Source organism: Bacillus sp. 17RED48 (assembly GCF_019837545.1).
GTDB classification, from domain to species: domain Bacteria; phylum Bacillota; class Bacilli; order Bacillales; family Bacillaceae_G; genus Bacillus_A; species Bacillus_A wiedmannii.
Window position 1 is genome coordinate 1 of the sequence record NZ_JADAXG010000019.1, and the last position, 20,461, is coordinate 20,461.

A 20,461-nucleotide genomic window follows, 5' to 3' on the forward strand; every position below is an offset into this window, starting at 1 on the left:
GCAAGAATCTATAGTTGATATGGACTATATCTGGATATTATGTAAAGAAAAATAGATGATCAATTGTATATCCTAATGGATGCTTAGACAAGATTAACATTTTATATGAGTTTGATAGTTGAATTACCCTTTGTTTTTGATTGTAAGGTTTATGGCTGGGGTAAAGCCTATTGAGGACCTAATCTTTTCTAATTTGAAAGTAAACTTTTGGGTAAAAGTTTACATTGGAGTTTTGGATCATTTATAATTAATTTTGTAATAAATTTCTCAATATAGATATACTCGTTAATTATGGTGCTAATATTCAAAATTAACAAAAAATAGATTATAATAAAAATATGATGGTTATCCTTTTGTTTACTCCTTGTGCTAAAGATAAGATCCTGTTCCCGGATCTTATCTTTTTATTTTTGGATTTTGGATACAAAAAAGGAATCCTTAATAGCTTAAGGATTCTGCAACAGAAAAGAACAAATATATAATAATAAAAAGAATTACTTATACTATAATTTAAGAATAAGACAATCATGTTGAGAAAATTCAGAACGGATTGAATATTCCTATACGCTTATATATAATTGATTAAGAGTTGGAGTAGTAATCTGTCATCTGTCCCTTTTTTGAAGAAGATTGATATCAATCTTCTATTTTTTTTGTTTTTTCCTCTTCCCTCGAAAAAAGGAAAAAGAATTACTTAAGAATTGTGGAAATTGCTTGTAGACTAGTTGTTGCTTACCATGAACCATCATAAGAACAGTAAATTTATCCGTTGCAAGGATCTGCCCACGTACTGGAACGCCATTCTTTAAAAATACAGTAACTTCCCCTTTTTTCTCTTTCAATTGTTCATACATATCTTCTTGTAAGTTATACATGAAATACGCCCCCTATTTGTATCTACTTTTCTTTTAATACTTGCTGCCGCTCATTGTTGTCTATTTGTATTTCCCATTCACCTTCTATTTTTCTAAACCATTTTCCTATTTTGCTTACACAGTATTTTTTCACTTCACCATACGGAATCTAAATTTCACGTTCCTGTATTTGATTCATCACTTCATGAAGAATCTCATCATGCTCGTATTTTATAGGTTTTCGATGATGAGTTCTTACAAACTGTATGTATTCCCTACGTAACCAATTAGAAATATTATCTTTTTGTTTTTGCCGGAGATGTGACCACTTTTTATTTGTCTGAAGGAGTTTTCCATTTACTTTTATATGGTTTTTCATCAACACTCATCCCCTTTTACCGTCCAAATGCATATATACAACTATCGTATCACATTTAAATTAAAATACGGCTCTAGGTACATATTTCGCAAGAAATCTATCCGAAATAAAAATAATATCTCCATTGCACATAAAATAGTATCCAAAACAGAAGAGACCGAATCCATTAAGCTACTAATCCTACGTAATCAAATCCCCTTTGAATAAAATAAAAATTTCGCTATTCACTACTTAGAAATACAATACATTTGTCTTATTCTCCGTTTCGAGGGAGATGGACAAGAACACTCCCCTTCTTTTTTGTCGCAATTAAATCTTTAATTGAAATGCATGTAATCTGCATTTTATCTTTATATAACGGATATATCCTATTAATACATCCGATGCGATATGAAAATGTGAAAGAGGAGAAAAATAAAATGAAAAAGAAACTTTTACCAATTTGTGCGATGGGGCTATTAACAGTAGGATATTCTTCGGTAGCAAGTGCGTCTACTGGAACAATGGCAAAGGAAGAAATAGCAATTCAGGAACAACAAAAACAAGCGCAAATGAAAAAAGAAGCAGGAATCCAGGAACAACAAAAACAAGCGCAAATGAAAAAAGAAGCAGGAATCCAGGAACAACAAAAACAAGCGCAAATGAAAGAAGAAACAGCAAAGCAAGTTACAAAAGGTGAAAAACTGCCAAATACAGCATCCAATAATGTAATAATGATGGCCTTAAGTGCAGGTCTTATAGCGTTAGGTTCTGTGTTCGGATTTACTCGCCGTAAAATTAAAGCATAAAATAAAATATCTATTAGCATATAAAGAATAGAATGATTTCATATATAAAAATGGTAGGAGAAACCTACCATTTTTTTACATAGAGGGATAAAAAGTGACGATTCTAAATCGTATTGGATTTGTTCTCATGATAATTGGTATTCTTATTGGATAGTATTATTCTTTTGAATGGTACAAAGGGAAAAGTTCTGCACTGAATTTAAGGACAGATGAGATAAAACGTTTTGAAAAAATAGAATCAAACCAACATACAACTGAAACAACTATGAATTCTCAAGTACCTTCTTCTCAAATGCAGTATTAAGGAAGGCGAGAAAGTAGCTGTATTAAATATCCCGAAAATAGCGAAGAAGTTTTCTGATATTGGGGTGCAAATGACACCACATTGAAAAAAGGAGTTGGTATGTTTGTGAGTGATAGTACAACACCTCCGTCTGAAAGTGGTGGTCACACTGTACTAAGTGGACATCGTGATACAATATTTACAACCCTAGGAGAGCTGAAAAAGATGGATAACCTCATTGTGGAAGACAATAATAAGGTTTATACTTATGAAATTCATAAGATGTGGATTACAAATGCAGATGATCTGACAGTAAATAGTCATATTCGTAATTTACGAAATAAATTAGGGCATAAGGCGAAGTACATTACAACTGTTGTTGGAATAAGGTATAAGTTTTTGGGGGACGTATGAGAAAAGGGATTGTACTAAAATTGTTTCTCCTTACAACAGTGCTATGCATGCTAATTCTAGCAACAATATTTATTGGACAAACGATATTTTTTAAACAATATTATGCAGATAGAAAAGTAAATGATATTAAAGCAAATATAAACTCCTTTGAGAAGGATTATTTAAATCGCGTGGGCAACGTAGAAGCAATGCAAAAACTGGAACAAGACTTTTCTAAAGAAAATAATACATGGATTACAACGTTAGATCGTTATGGGAATTTAAAGAATGCGAATGATTTTTATGTAGAGGTAGAATTAAATCATCTTTCACAAAATAAATTGGGCAAAGTGACCGTTACAATTCCCTTATATAATCTTTTGAAAATCGATGAGATTGAAAATGAAAAATTACGTTCTACACCAGGCACGAAAGTTTATCTTTCTGGAATTGAGAAAGATGATATATTCATTCCGGTTTCGGTTAGTATGGCAGATAGCAATTTGAATTGGACAAATAAACCACTTGATAAGAAAATGAGTGAAACTGCTTTGGAAATAAAAAAGGGAAACATAAAAGATAAGGGGGATTTGTATACTAATTTTGCAGGAAGTATTGTGAAATTTCAATCGCCTACTAGCACAGCCTTGGGAAATCCAATATATATAAATGACTTATTTATGGAGAGTATAAGAGAATTTCAAGCGAAATTGTTGTTAAATGGTGCTGAACAGACCTATAATTTCTTACAAACAATTGACTATGAAAAAAATGATATAAAATATAAATTATTAATTAAACAGATACCAGAAAAGGATGGTTCCTTCACATATATATTTGCGATGGCTTCGTTGCAGCCTGTAGATGAAGCCATACAAATGGTAAAGGATTATTACATATATTTCATTGGATTTGTAGTAGTGCTTATATTGCTGGCTTCGTTTTATTATTCAAAACAAATTGCAAAACCACTATTACGAATAAATGATACAACGAAACAAATTGCACAATTAGATTTTACGGAGAGGATTCCAATTACGTCTAAAGATGAGATTGGTGAGTTATCTAATAACATAAATATATTATCAAATACAGTGCACACACATATTGAACAATTAGAGCAGGATATTGAAAAAGAAAGAAAGTTAGAAAATACGCGAAAAGAATTTATTTCAGGTGTATCCCACGAATTAAAAACACCACTAAGTATTATGAAAAGCTGCATTTCTGTTTTAAAAGATGGAGTGGCAGAGCATAAAAAAGAATATTATTTTCAAGCGATGGAAAAAGAAGTAGATAAGATGGATATGTTAATTTTAGACATGCTGGAGTTGGCGAAATTTGAATCTGGTACCTATAAAATGAAAATGGATACTTTTTATATTGATGGAGTTATTGAGCATATATGTGCACAGCTATTATTAGAGATAGAGAAAAAAGAGTTACATGTTTACAAAAATATATCTCCAACCCTAGTGATTGCTAATCCACTTCGCATTGAGCAAGTAATCGTCAACTTTATTACAAATGCCATACGTTATACACCAAATAAAGAGGATATTATTATTTCTACAATAGATGAGCCAAATCGAGTCAAGATTTGTATAGAAAATAAAGGTGCTCATATTGAAGAGGATCAATTAGATAAAATTTGGGATCGTTTTTACCGAGTTGATACAGCACGTCAACGTTCACAAGGTGGAACGGGGCTTGGACTTGCTATTTCAAAAAATATTTTAGAACTCCATGAAGCTGAGTATGGGGTAAACAATACAGTCGATGGCGTATTGTTTCATTTCTATTTACAGAAAAAAGTGTAGAATCTCCTTTCTACACTTTTTTAGGTTTTCTTGATAATATCTTTACCTTTTCTTTAACGTAAAGAGAATACGTTGATTCGTGTCTAAAATGTGTCTAAGCGTACAATTTTCTTTTTTTGATATGGTGACCCCATATATAACATCTATATCTTTATTGAGATATTTATTACAAATGTAGATGTAACTGTTTTTTAAAACCAATGTAAACTTTTACCTAAATAGGGGTCTGCGACGCTTTTCGGCTTCGCCTAGCCATGCTTAGCATGACAAAAACACCTCGGGCTTTGTCCGAACCTACAAGGGGAACTCTCCCCCTTGACCCCATCAATCGAACTCCCCAACCCCTCAATCCTTGAGGGACTACCTCGCCGGTTGGCGTCCCAAAAACGTATCGTTTTGAGAAACTGCCAAGAGGTTGGAGAATTAGCTGCACATGTCAATTCCTTAATGCTCCATTCATGGGTCAGGAAAAACCGCTGAACCATTCCAGTCCGCTTACCATTGACACTCACCATTTATTCCCTTTCTTCTAATAATCGTTTTAAAAATATAAACACATATTCATCAACATAACATTTTAAAATATCACTACAACGAAACTTTTATCTTTTCATAGATGTCTATAAAAATTATTCTAATTAAAATAAAAATACATTATGTACATTTGTTAATAAATATAAAATGAATCATTTGATACAGTCATTAAATAATAGAAAACAGCCCCTAATATTCCAATAGCAAAAATAATAAATCCCATATTACGTATACTTTTAATTTTTGCTTGTAGTCCATTGAACCCGGCTAATAACCCACTTAAAGAATATAGAATAAAGTATAGAAAGTTTGGAATATAAGGGAGTATTTTATCTTCATGATTCCCAATCCCCATGCAAAATAAAGTAAAAGGTAGCACGACAAGGGAAAGGCTAAGTAATCCCATTACACCCACAAGTAATTTACGATTTTCAATCCCTGTAATAATTAAAAAAAGTCCCCCAATAAATCCACATAATATAAAAATAGGTATAAAGAAAATCCAAAGGTCGCCCAGAATATACATATATAATCTTCTCCTAATTGATAAGTTGTATTTTAAGAATTGTTAAAGTTCATTGTATGTTGAAAAAGCGGAGTCTCTTTGCAGACTTCGCTTTTGTCTATATAGTACATGAGTGATTTTAATACCTTTTATCATACTTGAATCATGACAATGATCCTGTTCAATTAGATTATTGAAATGCTTAATTGTAAAATGTTTTATACACATATAAATCGCTTGATAATCACGTGTTTTTCTTTTTGCAAACTTGATGGATTAATCTATCAAGTTTGCAAAAGAACTTAAAACATTAACTTTTTATCCCCAATGCCCTCCCTCACCTGTAAAATATAATATTAGTTTATTTTGGAAATAAAAATCGGCCGGATGTATAATGCCGAAATTCATTGGAAATATATCTACTCCTGCACCATCACGATAAGATAGATATACTAGTTTAGTACAATAAATATTGTTATTATTTTCTTTAGCACTAGATGACCAAAAATCATATTTGTAGTTATAACGATTCATATAGAAATGATCAAAAGCATAATTTGCAGCAGCTATACCTACTGATTTATTAGGATGTCTAAAATAGCGGAATTTATAATATTCCTCATTTTGAGCATGAATAAATTCCCATTGCTCCAGAGACTGAATATCAACTGCAGGAAATGCATCTATACCAGGGGAATGTACGATTCTGTAATCATAACCATTAGTTAAATCTGTGACAATAATTGCTGTATGCCCTACAAGCCCTCCCCAAGAGTTAGGAGTATATACTACATCTCCTCTATGTACCCATTCCTCCGGCATAGCTCGAGTTGTTAAACCACGTTCTTTAGCATCTTTAACTTCCTTTAAAAATGCTTCTCTTTGTTCTTTCGTAGGAATTTTAAGTTCTTTAGGTTCCGCTTTAATCTGCATATTATCAGATTGTCTAGTACTATCTGGAATACTATCATCATCAAAATCATTTTCATTATACCCTAATGATTGACGCATAGATTCTCGTTTTTCATTATATTTTTTCTCAGCATTAATTGACATCCATTTTTGGCCTTCATAAGTAGTAATTAAATAAAAATCACCTTGATCCGTTTTCTTACCGTCATGTACAGTAACAGTTTGCGGTAAAAATGAACTTCTTTTATATGCTTCTAAATAAGGTTGATCAAAAGTAGTAAAATTTACATCAACTTTCATTCTAGTTCCATCTAACGCAACCCATTTTGGCCCCTCATATGTAACAACTTTCCACCAACCATCCTGACGTTTTTCTAATATTGGTAAAAACTTTTGAGGACCAAATTGATTTCCACCAGACCCTTTATCTGCTGTAAAAGACGGTTCATTATAAACATAAAAATTTTTATTAACTGCTACTGTTTCAGCAACACCTGGATACATCCATTGGTCGCCTTCCCATGTTTGCACCTTTAACCAACCAGACGTATTTCCATCTATAACTTTAAGATTTTGAGGATTATAAGCTATCCCAATATTCCCTCTTGTAGATCCAAAGGAAGGTTCATAAAATGTTAAGAATGGTTTATCAAAATATTTTATCTCCCCATCTAGATTAATCCACTTATCCCCCTCATATGTAACAACTTTCCACCAACCATTCTCACGCTTTTCTTTTACATCTAAAGCTTTTTGGGGACCAAATTGATTTCCTCCATTAGCCTTTTGAGCATTAAATGAAGGTTCATTATAAGCATAAAAATGTTTATTTACCTCTTCCTTAAACAATGTCTCTTCTGCAAAAGAGTTATTGTTATAAAAAGAAAAAACTAAAAACAATAACATTGATACAAAAAAATACTTTTTAAACAAAATGTTTCCTCCTTTATTTTGTGAAAACAATCACAAAATAAATGTAACATAAAAAACAACAGTTTTTGTCCTACTTTTGTGGATAAATAAAAAATTATTATTAATAATTCTACTAATATAATCGATACTTTTATAAATAAGCTAAATTCTAATAAAATTTCCTATTTTAAAAACGCTTCATATTAATAGCAAGGAAATGCTTGTATGCTGATCTGTACTGCATTCCCTTATTCTATGTATGCTATTCTTCTTTTTCCGATATTCGGCCTTACAAAGAATAGCAACCACATTTAATTTTTAAACAAACCGAAAAAACCTTTCCGCTTTTGTTTCTGATTTTGCTTCTGCATATCTCTAATGTTTTCAAGCAATAATTGATCTCGTTTCTCTAATTTTTTCTCTATAAAGGCTTCTAATTCAATGTTTTTACCTTCTACTTCTGTTAATTTTCTCTATGTATTAGCCAAATGTTCTTTTGTGGTAACTAATTCATTCGTAATCTCTTGTAATTTTTGAACAAGCGTGTGATTAAACTGGTTTTGTAATTGCTGATTTTCTAATACTGCATCCAATTTCTTTTCTAATTCCGATTTTTCCTCTTTTGAGACAAACAAATCAAGTTCTCCATTCCGCCATGCTCGAACTTGATCATAAGACCACTTTTGCAACTGTATTTTTTCTTTGACTGCTGTTAATTCTTCTGTATTTTCCTTAGAATACCTACGATGCCCTCCCTGACTTCGTTCCGTTTGTATATTAAATTCGTTTGACCATACTTTTAATAAATCGGGAGTCACCCCTAAACGATCTGCGACGATTTTCGGTGTATACATTTCCGATTTTAGTTCCAATCTTCATTCCTCCCCCAAAAACGGAATACGTTTTTTACTCATAAAACAAGATTAAATCAATATTTCAATCAAAATCTTTTTTATTTATACAAGATTTTATGCAAAAAAAGAATAGCGGGAATACCTAGAATACCCGATACATCAACCATGTATAAAATCATGTATAAGAGATAAATAAACACAGAATCAAGAAACCTTATAAAAACAAGGATTCTATGAAAATATTTGCTACCGATAATGAGACGTTATGCTAACTTTACATGTATATGTTATACATCAAAACTCCTCAGACAGCGTTCTACCCACATGGTATAATTAGGAAAAGGGGGAGGACTTCAAAATGATTTTAGAAGCAGTCATGTTGCAAGTAAAAGACGGTATGGAGACGGAGTATGAATCGGTATTTAAACAAGCATCCTCAATCATCTCTTCCATGCAAGGATACATAAATCATGAATTACAACGCTGTATGGAGCGGAAAGGGAAATATTTGCTCCTTGTGCAATGGGAAACTTTAGAAGACCACACGATGGGATTTCGTCAATCTGAACAATATCAAGAGTGGAAAACATTATTGCATCACTTTTATGATCCATTTCCAACAGTTGAACACTTTGAACGTGTAGAGTTATCACGAAACTGAACTTGAGCGTCTATTAATACTTGAAAAGTAACTTCCAATAACGAGAATTATGTAAATAAGTTGTCCACATGTGCAGGTTATTTTATTTGTTTACATAGCGTAGGCTATTTTGAAAAATGCTGGGGATGCCCATAATATCTCTCCTTTTAATAATTTTTATAAAAATACAAATTATCTCTTAACATACAGGAAAATAGCCAAAATGCAAAGAAATTAAAACATTCATATGGTAACTTCTATTAGTTTATATGTTCTAAATAGAATAGAGAGTATGGATAACTTCTCTTGAAAATGATATAAAAACGAAAGGAGAAGAAGACTGGATGAGTATACAAGAAGTACTAATATCTAGAGCCAACACTGCTGTAGTTATGGAATCTGGGAATGATTCAACAGCTTTCATTGGAGGAAATCCTTTTAAAACAATTAATGGAGCAATCACAGCAATTAATACAATTGGAACTACAGGGATTACAATTCTTGTATTTCCTGGAGTTTATGATGAGACAGTTGTCATTCCTAGTGGAAATTCATTGCGGGGGGTTAGTTTGTCAACGGTAACCATTCGTCAACAGAATGTGGCATCAAATACTATTGTACTTACAATGGGTGAAAATACAAGAGCGGAAGATATTACAGTGCTATTAACTTCATCTAACCATGTGAGTTTAACGGGAGTTGCTTTTCCTGGAACAACATCACAAACAGCTAAATTAAGAACAGCAGTTATCACTGTAGATAATTCTACAGCATCAACAAATGGAACTTCTAATGTGTATGGAATTCATTCTTTTGGAACAGGAACGCCAGATGACAGTATAAGTGCTGTAAGAGCAACAACCATAACAACTAAATCAGCTGGTTTAGGAAATAAAAGAGCAATATTAGTGAATACGAATCCACATAACTTTCATTGTCGCGACATTAATTTAATTACGACTAGTTCAGGAGGTGCAGGATCTTTTATTGGTGCCGAAGTAAATCGGTCGGGGGCACAATTAAGTTTACGCTTAGCATCCATTCAAGGTACTACAGCTGATGTATCACAAACAGCTGGAACAATGGTGTTAAGTTCAGCCAATCTCACAAATTCCAATGCTAACAATTTAAACTTTTCTACAGTTTTACAGCCTAATACTATTATTTGGGCTGATCCCGCTAGTTTACCAAGTGGAATCCGTTTTTATCGACCGGGTACAGCAGCCGCTTCAAATACAGAGGTATTTATCCGAATAAGTCAAAAAGCTATTGTTAAATCATTAGGAATACGGGCTCGAGTTAGTCCAGGAGGCACGAATACAGATACTTGGACGATTCGAAAAAATGGGGTAGATACACCTCTTACAGTAACATTAAATGGTGCCCAGACATCTAATATAAATAATAATGTTTCCGTGACATTTCAAGCAGGGGATAGTATTTCATTAAAAGTAACAGCTGCTAGTGGAAGTACTACAGCAGATACTATCATTCAAGTTGATGTTTTCTAAAGGTTATAGAATTCTAATGTTCGCTTGTTGCATGAATTGGTTCTATAGCTATACAGACTCTCGATTTCTTTTGGGAGAGTGATAAAGAGCGATACCTTATGATAAAATACGTTTTCTAAAAATCCCATGACTATATCGATGATTTTTTATAACTCGGGTGTTTTTGCGAGATGTCGGTGAGATCCTTTCATGAGCTAATCCTACTGTTTACAATAAATTACATTGACACACAAGATAATATTTATATATATAGTACTGTATGACAATTATTATAATATCTACAGACTTTATCTGTGGGCATGAGGAGAATAGATAGGATGAATGTATTCAAACAAAAGTCTCTTAAACTTTCCATTTTAGGTATAGGCATTTTTTTAGTATTAGGGGGACTAGGATTTTTTTTCACTAATAAGGGCTTTATATCGATTTTCCAAGATACGGTTCATAAACAAGCAGATAAAAATCCAATCTATTTTGAAGAGATTGATACGTATTTATTTACTACACATATACCAGAGGGGCATGAAGCGATTTGGAATCAACTGCAACAATATGAAGAGCAAAAAGATTTACGCATCAGCATGGCAAATTTAGTAGATACAAGATCTCAACAAACACGAGAATTAAATACGAAAGCCTACAGTCCCTTCTTTCATGTATCAAATTATTCAGAAAGCAAGGTACCTATAAAGGTCACATTATATAAAAATCATGAAGTCAAGTATGAAAAGACATTGCAACCAGGTGACATGTTTACAAGAAACGAACAACTAGGTCGAGGTAAATATAGTCTAAAACTAGAATGTAAAGATCAAGGTTATTGCAAAGGTAGAGGAGCTATAACTACTGGAGATATTAATTGGGATTAGGAAAAGACGAAATTACAACCATTAATGGAAACTCCTTTAGTCTAATATTGATACTTCAGCTCATTTTCTTATAACTAAAAAGCAGTAAAATGAATAATCAGTTCCTTAACGTACAAATTACTCGAAATGATATAGTGACCTCGCTTAGCATAAGGAAATCAGGTTTTTAATTCCTAAAAAATGTATCAGCGTGAGTTTTATGTCATTTGGTTGGTGGGACCCCAGGAAGACCTTCGCCTTTAAAAAGTCTTCCTTTTTATATGCATAAATAATATCCGCTAATGTTTGTTGCAGGATTTGGTTCTATAGCTATACAGACTCTCGATTTATTTTGAGAGAGTAATAAAGAGCCATATCTTATGATAAAATACGTATTCTAAAAAGCCCCTGACGATATTGATGTAATAGAGTCAAGGGCTTTTAGAGTTTGTTAGAGTACTATATTAATGAATCTTTATAAATTTTAGCTTTATGGTATTTTTAAATATAGCGTAATTTTCGTAAAAAGCTAAATGCGTGGGTCCTGCCAGAAATTTAAAGAGAAGTGATTATTTTCTTGATAAGCTTCAAATTCATACCCTTTTTCCTTTAATCCTTTTATAATGGCTGGTACGGCTGCAACAGCTTGAGGATGAATATCATGCATTAATATGATTTCTTTAGACCTAGTCGCACCAATAATTACATTTTGAGCAATATTTATGGAAGCCGATTCTACAGGTAAGTTATTATGTTTCCAATCTAGGGAGTCAATTGTCCAATCCCATACTTTAAATCCACCCTCTGCTACCTTATTACGAAGTGCTTCATTTAATCCAGGCATAGAACCATAAGGAGGTCGGGTTAATTGTGGTTTTTCTCTAATAATATCTGCTATTAAATTTTGATTTGTTTTCATTTCATTAACATAGTCACCATTTGTATATAATTTTTTGAAATCATGAGTCATGCTATGCATACCTACATAATGACCTTCTGTTTTTTCTCGTTTTACTAAATTAGGATATGCCTGTACATTCTTACCAGTTAAGAAAAAAGTTGCTTTAACATCCAGTTGTTTTAGTATATCTAAAAGCTCAGCTGTATACTTTCCTGGTCCATCATCAAATGTAAGATATGCAACTTTCCGTATTTGACCGTTAAATTGATTAGGTACTGGTTTGTGTATCTCAAATTTGGGCTGTTCGCTTACAAGCTGAATTGGGTTCTCTTGGTTGGTTACCCCTCTTGCGGGTGATGCAATTGATTGAATCACAAAATAAATAATGACTACTAGGGCTACCGTTAGAATTGATATTACGAATTTTTTGGCCTGAAATATTTTTTTCACTCTCTATATTCCTTCCTCTACCTATTAGCAATAATTTGTTTAAATACAATTATACCAAATTACATCTGGCACCAAACAAATGGTGTAATTTACCTTATTTTCAATTGTTACATTAATTAATAAGAAATGTATTTTTTTTACTCGTTTAAAAAGGTATACCTTTACAAACGGCATTTCCCTATATATGAAACGTTGAAATATCAAGTTTATAAAGGTAGTTCTAATAATTTTATAAACGTTTATTTTTAATGAATACCTTTATAAACAAAAATGGTATAATTGTGGTAACAAATGTAAGGAGAATATAAAACGTGGCAAATATTTATGGATATATACGTGTAAGTACAAAAGATCAAAATGAACAACGTCAGTTACATAAGATGATGGAACGAGGAGTGGAAGCTCGACGCATTTTTGTCGATAAAGCAAGTGGACGACATTTTGATCGCCCTCAATATCAATTATTAAGAAAGATATTAAGTACAGGTGATATTGTTTATATAGATGCCTTAGATCGTATGGGCCGCAATTATGATGAGGTAATTTCAGAATGGAAGTATATAACAAGAGAATTACATGCTGATATTGTCGTTTTAGAAAATGAAACATTATTTGATAGCCGTAAATTCCGTGAGATGGGTGACATGGGACAGTTAATGGAAGATCAGTTTTTATCTTTGCTATCCTACGTTGCGGATCAAGAGCGTAAAAAAATTCATCAGCGACAAGCGGAAGGGATTGCTGTAGCTAAATCTCAAGGAAAGCACTTAGGACGTCCTCAGCTTAACCTTTCAACATTAAGCACAACGCAACTACTTATAATAGAAGAAACATATCCAAAGTGGAAAAATAGAGAAATAACAGGAGTTAAGTTTATGGAGCTATTAGAACTGAAGAAAAATACTTTTTATAAAATAGTGAAGGAATATGAAGAAAAAAAGTAGTAACTAACTTATAATGAATTAGAGCCGAAAGTTTCTTACGTAACAGGAGTTCTCTCATCTTAAACATTGTCGAAGAAGTTGTTTTTGCCCATCCCCTCGAAGGGATGGGCAAAGAAATCCAACTTTAAAATATGCATTTTAAATCTTCTACAATCGTATTGACATATGTTAGATGTAGATAAATTGTATTTTTGAAAGGAATTAGTTATAAGGGAAAATTATTGCGCTAAGAACAAATCTTGTTTACAAATTTTTTTACACTGACTCAACTTTACTAGTTGCCGATTTTCTAGTCCAGGGATCTTATTTAAAGAATCTGAGACATCCACAATAATGGTATTAGTTAATACATTAACTACCGAACCAATTAGTGTTACTGACGAATCATGACGATAACTGAATTGTACAGAATCACCAATTTTTACATTTACAGATTTTTTATTCATCAAATAGTTCCTCCTCAATTATATAGGTTGAAAGATATTAGAATTAAAACCCAAAATATATTCCAGAGATTATATATGTAGCTACAACCATAAAAATAGATATTTCAAATGTACCGAAGAAGCAAATTTGTGAGGTAATACAATTATCTATAAACCATTTACAAGTGACATTATATCGCTTATTTAAATTGGTTTTTATAATAATTTTCTTTTTTAGTTAAATATGATAAAATATTCTTGCTGTGATGAGTTTTTAGGTAGCTAATTGTAATCTAGAATCAGCCTTTCTTTTATAATGTATCTGGAAAAGCCCTTACTTACTTGGCGGTGGTGGGGGCTTTTTTATGTCTATTTTTAATGGGTATTTCTTGTGGTTTATAGATCCCTAATTCTTTTGAAATCCGTATACTTCAGTCAGAAGCCATGTATTCCCTGACTTCTTGACTAACCCTAATTCTACTTAATTTTTTAATTTACCGCGTACACAAGACGATCTCACGGTACCTTTTTCCAATCCCCACTTCTGTTCGGCTTCACTTGCTGTAAAAACATTGAAAAGTGGGGAGTTTAAAAAACTTTTTCTACAGAATTCTTCTTATCGGTCATTATATTCCCCCTCTCCAATCACGAAAACGTGATTTTCTGTATTTCTATACTATCAAGTTTTCGTGATTAATCAATAATATTTCTGAAAATTATTTCTGTTAATTTCGACAAAAAAGCACATAACCTAAATAGATTATGTGCGTAATAAAAATTTTCTTTTTAAGAAATGCTTATATACTTGGAATTGGTTAATTAGTTGATTTATTATTGAGTTCTGTAATTATCTGTTTCAGGTACATATATTGTGATACAGCGTACGGAAAAAGGATAAATTCGTGTCTAAACCATATTTTAAAACTATATTATTTTCTTAACTTATTTTTCCTTGAGCAATAAGGACAGCCACTTCCTTTATGTCGGTTGGGGATGTTTCTCATTCATGCCCTTTCTCACAATTCCTTTTTATCGCAACTATATGTAACATCAAAAGGAGTTAATTTCCCATTTTTAGTTTCATGCCATTGTTTAGATAGTTTAGGCTTTCTTATTGCTAAGCTGTTTTCCATAAAGTGTTACCTCCTCTTTTTTATATGCTAGGGGTATAGATCATATAATTTATTTACACATTATAGCTATTTGATATATCTATATGGGGTCACCTACCCCGAAAAGAAAATTTTACGTTTAGACATGAAATTGACACATTTCGATTGGTTCTATGTACGTTAAGGAATTAGTTTGTATATTTGAGGAGATGTACGAGAGAGGTGTAAACATAGGGGAATCTAATATTTTCCATTCAGATATGATAGAATGGAACTATATCCGAAATGGAGGAACAAAAAATGAACTCAAACACAAAACAGTTTATTTATGATATCCAGCAAAGAAAGAACAATTATATAGAAAATGTATTAATAGCAATACAACACCCTAAAAAAGAGCAAGCTGAACAGGTCATTCAAAATATAGTAGAGAAGATGGATATGATGATTAGTCTAGTTACTACGTACATGAGGATTGAAACGGGATCTACGGAAGAATTAAAAGAACTGCAGAAAGAAATTATTCATGCTCAAGCATATATCCAAAAACGAAAATTTGAAGAAACACAGAGATAAAACCCTGTGTTTTTATTTGGTCGTCTATGAAACCAATTTGTTATAAATCAAATTAGATGTAATTTGATCATTGTTTTGGCATAATCCATACAATTTGTTGAATGCGTACAATATATGGTACTGTATCTTCAATAAGCAAATGATCTGGTTTCACATCCTTTAACTCTCCCCTTACATTGCCTCTTACAGTTTCAATAACCACATGTTTACCAATTATCGATTGTAATGTCTGATATACGTAGGGATTCGGTACACTTACCATATTTTGTTCACTAAAGTCATTTCCCTCTAAATAACTCATTCTATAAGACTCCTTTCTAACTTACATTCTTTCTCTTAATATATGATGTAAATCTTTTAAATATGCTAGAAGGATAATTCATTATAGGAACGAAACTAACATTTTAATAAGGTTCCTTTTGCTAGTTAATAGGTGATGATATAGGGATATTTTAAATGTACATTCAGGTTGTACTTCTCAAAATATGTATTATTTTAAATATGCCCTTTATTAGCATACTGCTCATACTTTTTTTGAGATTCTTTCGTAATACGTGCGTTAAGTAAAATCGCTACCAACAAAAACACTCCATATTTCCCCCCTGTAGCTCCTATGATAATCACACTACTACAAACAAGTACAATTAATAGGAGCAACGAAACTAAAGAAATACGTTCATAGTTCTTTGACATCTTCTCATATTTTATGCGTTGTTTCCTTGCATACATCTAAATTCCTCCTTAAAATTATCAATTTTCCTATAAAATAAATCTCGCCCTTAAAAAGAAAACAATCTATCGGTTCAAATAATTAGTTTTTTTAAGCAACTAATTTATATAACATAAAAAGAAATCCTACCAATATTAAGCTTACCACTATGATAATCCCGACCCTCTCCTTCCTTTTAACCCCAATACATTAGATAAAAGTTATGTATATCCCATATTAGCTGCAGCAAACAAAAAGGATCATCCCTTTTCGTAAAGGATCATCCTTTTCTTCATTCAACAATTTTTAGGTATTCTTGATTAATTAAAATAACAGCCGGTCCATCTACAACAATTCCACCAACTTCAATTTTTTCATAAGGCTCAATTTTAATAGAAGTAATCCCTTTCCGCTTCTTTAACTCGTTACTTAATTCTTGCGTTGGCATGCGTTTCATATCTTCACTCCTTCTTATTGTTTCATTTAATCTTATTATGTGAAATAAATTGTAAAAATGGGTTCTAGTTCTAGAACTCCCATCAATTTGTATCGTTGACCATATATTTAGATGTTACCAACTCGCGTATCTCTCTTATGAAAAGAAGATAAACAATTACTATTCACTGTCTCAGTAAATGTAAAAATTCTTAAAGATAGAGATGAGATTGATTGTTTTTTCTTCTAGAAATAATGACTTAGATATATATACCTAAAACAATGAAAGCCCTACCTCTCTTTCATCCTTACGGCTCCTTGTCCGTGCCAGTGTGAATCAGGATTGCAAAAATCAAGTGACTATTTGATCGAGTTATTTAGTGAAACTTCGAACGTTCGTAAAAGAAATTTAAAAATAAAAATGGATTAGATTGAAGTAATAACAAAAGAGGTTTCTACTCTAAAAGTGAGTTGAAGAAGTTGAATGTCTTTGAAATGATTTACTTTTAATACTCATCATATTCCCGAAAAATTCAGGATATTTCCGGGAGATGTAATACATTATCTATAATGAACCTTAACAGAAACTTTTTATTTGATTTTCAGTGATCCCTTTAATTAATCCTAGTTCACTAATCAAAAATTCATGTGCGTTATCCAACATTTTTTTGTCGCTTGTATTCAGTGCTTTTTCTTTCTTCATACGCATTAAATCACGTACAACTTCAGCACCTTCTTGTATTTCACCCGTTTTTATTTTGTCCGTGTTCACTTTATGCCTTTGTTTCCACGGCAGTAATCTATCTGATTCTCCATGCTGGAAAATGTGTATAATGTGTTTTAATGCAAGTATATCAGTAACTGGTCGTATACTCGAACTCAATATTTTTCCCGTAGGAATCATGACTTGCATATTACGGATTGACATTTTTATCACATAATACTGTTGTTTTTTCCCTGAGAATTCTTTTTCTTCTATGGCTTCAATTATACCTGCTCCGTGCATTGGATAAACAATGTTATCGCCAATTTGAAACATATAATCCACCTCCATATATGGTAACCTTCTTAACCTTAACATATATTCGATTTTTTATCAAATATTTTATAATATCATAAAATCATTTTTGTCGTCAATAACATTTTCAACAAAAATTAAATTAAGTAGAAAACACCCCCAAAACAATAGGGAGTGTGTCAGATTTCCCATAAAGAGCATGGGAATTTCCTCGCTTATATTCTGAAATCTCTACTCATTAACGTAGATCAGCTTTCCCTTGAAAACGACCAAATCGATCCCGTATTTTTTTCAATCTTGTGTGGTATTCCAAAATCTCAATTCTTGCTTTTTCAGCTAAAGGTGCAATTGGTCGTAAGTCTTTTAACCCCCAATAATCAACCACTACATCAAGTACTTGATCAAAATATTGTAGTGGTCCATAATTCGCTTCTTTTGCAATCACAGCCATTCTATTTTCAAAATCAGGCATGACGGCACCTGGCATTTTAAAATTCTTAATCACATTGGCAATATGATAGCAATAATTAGGTTCTAATTCCAAATGTGTTCGAATGACGTCTCGATAAAACGCATAATGAAGAGTCTCATCTTTGGCAAGACGGCGTAATAATGTAGCAAGATCTGAATCGTGCTTACTTGCAACCTTAGCTACATTATTGTAAAACACCATCGTTGCAAGTTCTTGTAGGGTCGTATATGTCATTGCTTCGATTGGTGTGTGAAAATCAGGTTCAAATCCACCCTCAACGACTGACTTTCTTAATTCATGTATTCGTTTAGGATTCACACTTCGAGTGAGTAGTAAATATGTCTCCAATAAATTCGAATGTTGATCCTCTTCTGAGGTCCAGGTATGAATAAAGTCTGTAATAACAGAAAGGGATCCTTTAAAAGTTGCAGATAAATACGTTGTAAACCATGGTAAATTCACTTCTGTTAATAAAGCTGTTTCAATAGCCGTAATTACGCCAGAAGGAAGAGTAACTTGACTTTCATCCCAAGGAACTCTTTTAAAGTCCATTCCCTTATCCCATGGTAAAAACTCATGATAACCCCAGTCTATCTTCTGCGCTCTTATTTTATGTTGTTCATACAGTTCTTTTAAACGTGGTTCTAACCGGAAATCTAAATCATTTGTTAGCATATATAAGTGCCCCCTTTTCTTATCATAGATAGTCATCCTATTTTTACATTCATTTTTATCCTTAAAAATTTTCTACAAATAAATATTACTTTCCTTTTTTTAAGTCCAACATAATAAATTTGTAAAAAAACTCCTTAAGAGCGCTATGTTTTTATATGATTTTTTCATATAAAAAGGGATACTGAGGATAACATTCATGGATGAACATACTCGTCATGTTGTAAATCTTGGTGAGTGTAAAAAGGTGCATGCCTATATAGAATCGTTTTATAATAAAGATTGATAGTATTTTATACACACTATCAACTTATTTAGATGTAAGATCAAATTTATTAGATTAAGCGCTTGAAAAACAAGTACAGTTGATGAGATAGCCTTAAACGACAATTCCCAACAAGAACAATGTACATTGACTATGATAATTTAGACCGAATTTTGTGAAACAGTTTACAACACAAAGGGAAGAGGCGATAAACATGCAGTCAACGGAAGCGCATATGAAGGAAAAACAACGTAGAGAAAAAATAGAAATTATATTTAGTCACATGGTAAAAGGAGAGAGTTATTTTCACGGCTCTTCCTATCAATGGAAAAACATTGTATATCAAAATTATAATAGAATACAAAAAAAAGAGTTGGAAGTTGAACAACTCATTTCGAAAATGGAAAAAGCAGGGGTTCGTTTTACGCAGCACCGTTCACTCATACACTATCCCGTCATTGATTTTGTAAAATATATAGCTAAGATTTATAAGGAGCCCCTCGAAATACAATAATCATATTTAAAATAAACCTTTATAAAAGGTTTATTTTCGAAAATTTTTAACTAAAACCCCAAAAAATAATCGTAATATTATTTTTATTCACAACATTATTGATTTTTGTTATAATATCAACCATAACGTATTATATTCGCTTGTATATCTTCATATTTTGGGAATTTTATTACACAAAAAGACAACTCTTAATTGGAGTTGTCTTTTATTTTTTTCAATATACATAATACTATTCTGATGCAAAAACTTCAAGATTCTTACAACCAGAGAAAAAGTAGGATTTCTCATAGTAGCGATGCTACTTTATTTCCTCATATTCCTTCATTATTTTATAAAACGTGTTTTTCTTTAGCTCCAACATTTGCATAAACATGATAGCTGTTATTTCTCCACTTTTCCATTTAGAATAAGTTTCTACTATTATATGCATTTGTTGTTTGCTTAGGGTTGAAAGGTTTACCTGAGGACGTCCTAAATGTTTCCCTTGAGATTTAGCTACAGCAATTCCCTCCGCTTGTCTCTGATGAATTTTTTTACGTTCTTGATCTGTAACATAAGATAGCAAAGATAAAAATTGATCTTCCATCAACCGATCCATGTCACCCATTTCACGGAACTTACGGCTATCGAATAAAGTTTCATTTTCTAACAGGGGTATGTATAGCAATGGAACAGGATAAAACAACAAGCATTAGCGGACATCAAGTCATTCAAAATAGCTATTTTATGTCCACT

Annotated in this window: 20 protein-coding genes and 5 pseudogenes; 10 read left to right on the forward strand and 15 right to left on the reverse strand. The window is 32.1% G+C overall.

Annotated elements, in window-relative coordinates; genetic code table 11:
• Positions 1-644: 644 nt before the first annotated feature.
• A complete protein-coding gene (gene hfq / locus ILT06_RS31030; RefSeq protein ID WP_222655910.1) occupies positions 645-875 on the reverse strand; it encodes an RNA chaperone Hfq in 231 nt (76 codons plus the stop codon).
• A 22-nt stretch (positions 876-897) separates the two neighbouring features.
• Positions 898-1,233 (reverse strand): annotated as a pseudogene (locus ILT06_RS31035) (transposase).
• A gap of 419 nt (positions 1,234-1,652) precedes the next feature.
• On the opposite strand from ILT06_RS31035, the gene ILT06_RS31040 reads away from it, so the two are divergent.
• From ILT06_RS31040 to ILT06_RS31050, 4 genes and pseudogenes are all read left to right on the forward strand, one after another.
• Positions 1,653-2,021, forward strand: a complete 369-nt coding sequence (locus ILT06_RS31040) for an LPXTG cell wall anchor domain-containing protein (protein WP_222655911.1) — start codon at positions 1,653-1,655, stop codon at positions 2,019-2,021.
• Positions 2,022-2,214: 193 nt separating this feature from the next.
• Positions 2,215-2,619, forward strand: a pseudogene (locus tag ILT06_RS31045) (sortase); the annotation flags it as partial.
• Between the two features lie 9 nt (positions 2,620-2,628).
• Positions 2,629-2,718: a hypothetical protein gene (locus tag ILT06_RS33230; RefSeq protein WP_374453903.1), complete on the forward strand. Its 90-nt coding sequence runs from the start codon at positions 2,629-2,631 to the stop codon at positions 2,716-2,718.
• The gene (locus ILT06_RS31050; RefSeq protein WP_098852943.1) at positions 2,715-4,517 is read left to right on the forward strand and encodes a sensor histidine kinase; all 1,803 of its coding nucleotides are present in this window, start codon (positions 2,715-2,717) and stop codon (positions 4,515-4,517) included. Before ILT06_RS33230 ends, ILT06_RS31050 begins: the two co-directional genes overlap by 4 nt.
• Before the next feature lie 667 nt (positions 4,518-5,184).
• On the opposite strand, the gene ILT06_RS31055 is transcribed toward ILT06_RS31050, so the two are convergent.
• From ILT06_RS31055 to ILT06_RS31065, 4 genes and pseudogenes are all read right to left on the reverse strand, one after another.
• Positions 5,185-5,577 carry an ammonia permease gene (locus ILT06_RS31055; RefSeq protein ID WP_222655912.1) on the reverse strand — a complete coding sequence of 131 codons (393 nt, stop codon included), beginning with the start codon at positions 5,575-5,577 and terminating at the stop codon, positions 5,185-5,187.
• A gap of 42 nt (positions 5,578-5,619) precedes the next feature.
• Positions 5,620-5,796 (reverse strand): annotated as a pseudogene (locus tag ILT06_RS33325) (IS6 family transposase); the annotation flags it as partial.
• A gap of 78 nt (positions 5,797-5,874) precedes the next feature.
• Complete coding sequence (locus ILT06_RS31060) at positions 5,875-7,374, reverse strand: hypothetical protein (RefSeq protein ID WP_222655922.1); 1,500 nt, start codon at positions 7,372-7,374, stop codon at positions 5,875-5,877.
• 317 nt (positions 7,375-7,691) lie between these two features.
• A pseudogene (locus ILT06_RS31065) lies at positions 7,692-8,252 on the reverse strand (MerR family transcriptional regulator).
• A 340-nt stretch (positions 8,253-8,592) separates the two neighbouring features.
• Between ILT06_RS31065 and ILT06_RS31070 the strand changes: the two are divergent.
• From ILT06_RS31070 to ILT06_RS31080, 3 genes are all read left to right on the forward strand, one after another.
• Positions 8,593-8,895 carry an antibiotic biosynthesis monooxygenase family protein gene (locus ILT06_RS31070; RefSeq protein ID WP_016106895.1) on the forward strand — a complete coding sequence of 101 codons (303 nt, stop codon included), beginning with the start codon at positions 8,593-8,595 and terminating at the stop codon, positions 8,893-8,895.
• Between the two features lie 323 nt (positions 8,896-9,218).
• A complete protein-coding gene (locus tag ILT06_RS31075; protein WP_222655913.1) occupies positions 9,219-10,385 on the forward strand; it encodes a hypothetical protein in 1,167 nt (388 codons plus the stop codon).
• 317 nt (positions 10,386-10,702) lie between these two features.
• Complete coding sequence (locus tag ILT06_RS31080; protein WP_222655914.1) at positions 10,703-11,254, forward strand: hypothetical protein; 552 nt, start codon at positions 10,703-10,705, stop codon at positions 11,252-11,254.
• A 508-nt stretch (positions 11,255-11,762) separates the two neighbouring features.
• Here ILT06_RS31080 and ILT06_RS31085 read toward each other — a convergent pair.
• Positions 11,763-12,575 carry a peptidoglycan-N-acetylglucosamine deacetylase gene (locus tag ILT06_RS31085; protein WP_374453905.1) on the reverse strand — a complete coding sequence of 271 codons (813 nt, stop codon included), beginning with the start codon at positions 12,573-12,575 and terminating at the stop codon, positions 11,763-11,765.
• A gap of 320 nt (positions 12,576-12,895) precedes the next feature.
• Between ILT06_RS31085 and ILT06_RS31090 the strand changes: the two genes are divergently transcribed.
• Complete coding sequence (locus ILT06_RS31090) at positions 12,896-13,528, forward strand: recombinase family protein (protein ID WP_222655916.1); 633 nt, start codon at positions 12,896-12,898, stop codon at positions 13,526-13,528.
• Between the two features lie 218 nt (positions 13,529-13,746).
• On the opposite strand, the gene ILT06_RS31095 is transcribed toward ILT06_RS31090, so the two are convergent.
• Both ILT06_RS31095 and ILT06_RS31100 read right to left on the reverse strand, forming a co-directional pair.
• Positions 13,747-13,974, reverse strand: a complete 228-nt coding sequence (locus tag ILT06_RS31095) for a methyltransferase (RefSeq protein WP_222655917.1) — start codon at positions 13,972-13,974, stop codon at positions 13,747-13,749.
• 995 nt (positions 13,975-14,969) lie between these two features.
• Positions 14,970-15,086: a zinc-ribbon domain-containing protein gene (locus tag ILT06_RS31100; protein WP_239661424.1), complete on the reverse strand. Its 117-nt coding sequence runs from the start codon at positions 15,084-15,086 to the stop codon at positions 14,970-14,972.
• A gap of 279 nt (positions 15,087-15,365) precedes the next feature.
• Here ILT06_RS31100 and ILT06_RS31105 point away from each other — a divergent pair, with 279 nt between their 5' ends.
• The gene (locus ILT06_RS31105; RefSeq protein WP_048567261.1) at positions 15,366-15,641 is read left to right on the forward strand and encodes a hypothetical protein; all 276 of its coding nucleotides are present in this window, start codon (positions 15,366-15,368) and stop codon (positions 15,639-15,641) included.
• A gap of 67 nt (positions 15,642-15,708) precedes the next feature.
• Here ILT06_RS31105 and ILT06_RS31110 read toward each other — a convergent pair whose 3' ends face one another.
• The 5 genes from ILT06_RS31110 to ILT06_RS31130 all read right to left on the reverse strand — a co-directional run bounded on the left by ILT06_RS31110 (position 15,709) and on the right by ILT06_RS31130 (position 18,950).
• Positions 15,709-15,942 carry a YuzF family protein gene (locus ILT06_RS31110; protein WP_097816285.1) on the reverse strand — a complete coding sequence of 78 codons (234 nt, stop codon included), beginning with the start codon at positions 15,940-15,942 and terminating at the stop codon, positions 15,709-15,711.
• Between the two features lie 194 nt (positions 15,943-16,136).
• Positions 16,137-16,370, reverse strand: a complete 234-nt coding sequence (locus ILT06_RS31115) for a hypothetical protein (protein WP_097816286.1) — start codon at positions 16,368-16,370, stop codon at positions 16,137-16,139.
• 272 nt (positions 16,371-16,642) lie between these two features.
• Positions 16,643-16,807, reverse strand: a complete 165-nt coding sequence (locus ILT06_RS31120) for a BC1881 family protein (protein WP_000827566.1) — start codon at positions 16,805-16,807, stop codon at positions 16,643-16,645.
• 555 nt (positions 16,808-17,362) lie between these two features.
• Positions 17,363-17,824: a CarD family transcriptional regulator gene (locus ILT06_RS31125; protein WP_000486309.1), complete on the reverse strand. Its 462-nt coding sequence runs from the start codon at positions 17,822-17,824 to the stop codon at positions 17,363-17,365.
• 217 nt (positions 17,825-18,041) lie between these two features.
• Entirely contained in the window at positions 18,042-18,950 is a 909-nt protein-coding gene (locus tag ILT06_RS31130; RefSeq protein WP_222655918.1) for an acyl-ACP desaturase, read from the reverse strand.
• A 476-nt stretch (positions 18,951-19,426) separates the two neighbouring features.
• On the opposite strand from ILT06_RS31130, the gene ILT06_RS31135 reads away from it, so the two are divergent.
• On the forward strand, positions 19,427-19,726 hold the full coding sequence (locus tag ILT06_RS31135) for a hypothetical protein (protein WP_222655919.1): 300 nt from the start codon (positions 19,427-19,429) through the stop codon (positions 19,724-19,726).
• 298 nt (positions 19,727-20,024) lie between these two features.
• Here ILT06_RS31135 and ILT06_RS31140 read toward each other — a convergent pair.
• A pseudogene (locus tag ILT06_RS31140) lies at positions 20,025-20,384 on the reverse strand (recombinase family protein); the annotation flags it as partial.
• Between the last annotated feature and the right edge of the window lie 77 nt (positions 20,385-20,461).

Excerpts from the sequence above, each read along its gene's own strand:
- hfq (WP_222655910.1), bottom strand. The coding sequence starts at position 875 with ATGTATAACTTACAAGAAGATATGTATGAACAATTGAAAGAGAAAAAA.
- ILT06_RS31040 (WP_222655911.1), top strand. The coding sequence starts at position 1,653 with ATGAAAAAGAAACTTTTACCAATTTGTGCGATGGGGCTATTAACAGTA.
- ILT06_RS31050 (WP_098852943.1), top strand. The coding sequence starts at position 2,715 with ATGAGAAAAGGGATTGTACTAAAATTGTTTCTCCTTACAACAGTGCTA.
- ILT06_RS31055 (WP_222655912.1), bottom strand. The coding sequence starts at position 5,577 with ATGTATATTCTGGGCGACCTTTGGATTTTCTTTATACCTATTTTTATA.
- ILT06_RS31060 (WP_222655922.1), bottom strand. The coding sequence starts at position 7,374 with ATGTTATTGTTTTTAGTTTTTTCTTTTTATAACAATAACTCTTTTGCA.
- ILT06_RS31070 (WP_016106895.1), top strand. The coding sequence starts at position 8,593 with ATGATTTTAGAAGCAGTCATGTTGCAAGTAAAAGACGGTATGGAGACG.
- ILT06_RS31075 (WP_222655913.1), top strand. The coding sequence starts at position 9,219 with ATGAGTATACAAGAAGTACTAATATCTAGAGCCAACACTGCTGTAGTT.
- ILT06_RS31080 (WP_222655914.1), top strand. The coding sequence starts at position 10,703 with ATGAATGTATTCAAACAAAAGTCTCTTAAACTTTCCATTTTAGGTATA.
- ILT06_RS31095 (WP_222655917.1), bottom strand. The coding sequence starts at position 13,974 with ATGAATAAAAAATCTGTAAATGTAAAAATTGGTGATTCTGTACAATTC.
- ILT06_RS31100 (WP_239661424.1), bottom strand. The coding sequence starts at position 15,086 with ATGGAAAACAGCTTAGCAATAAGAAAGCCTAAACTATCTAAACAATGG.
- ILT06_RS31105 (WP_048567261.1), top strand. The coding sequence starts at position 15,366 with ATGAACTCAAACACAAAACAGTTTATTTATGATATCCAGCAAAGAAAG.
- ILT06_RS31110 (WP_097816285.1), bottom strand. The coding sequence starts at position 15,942 with ATGAGTTATTTAGAGGGAAATGACTTTAGTGAACAAAATATGGTAAGT.
- ILT06_RS31115 (WP_097816286.1), bottom strand. The coding sequence starts at position 16,370 with ATGTATGCAAGGAAACAACGCATAAAATATGAGAAGATGTCAAAGAAC.
- ILT06_RS31120 (WP_000827566.1), bottom strand. The coding sequence starts at position 16,807 with ATGAAACGCATGCCAACGCAAGAATTAAGTAACGAGTTAAAGAAGCGG.
- ILT06_RS31125 (WP_000486309.1), bottom strand. The coding sequence starts at position 17,824 with ATGTTTCAAATTGGCGATAACATTGTTTATCCAATGCACGGAGCAGGT.
- ILT06_RS31130 (WP_222655918.1), bottom strand. The coding sequence starts at position 18,950 with ATGCTAACAAATGATTTAGATTTCCGGTTAGAACCACGTTTAAAAGAA.
- ILT06_RS31135 (WP_222655919.1), top strand. The coding sequence starts at position 19,427 with ATGCAGTCAACGGAAGCGCATATGAAGGAAAAACAACGTAGAGAAAAA.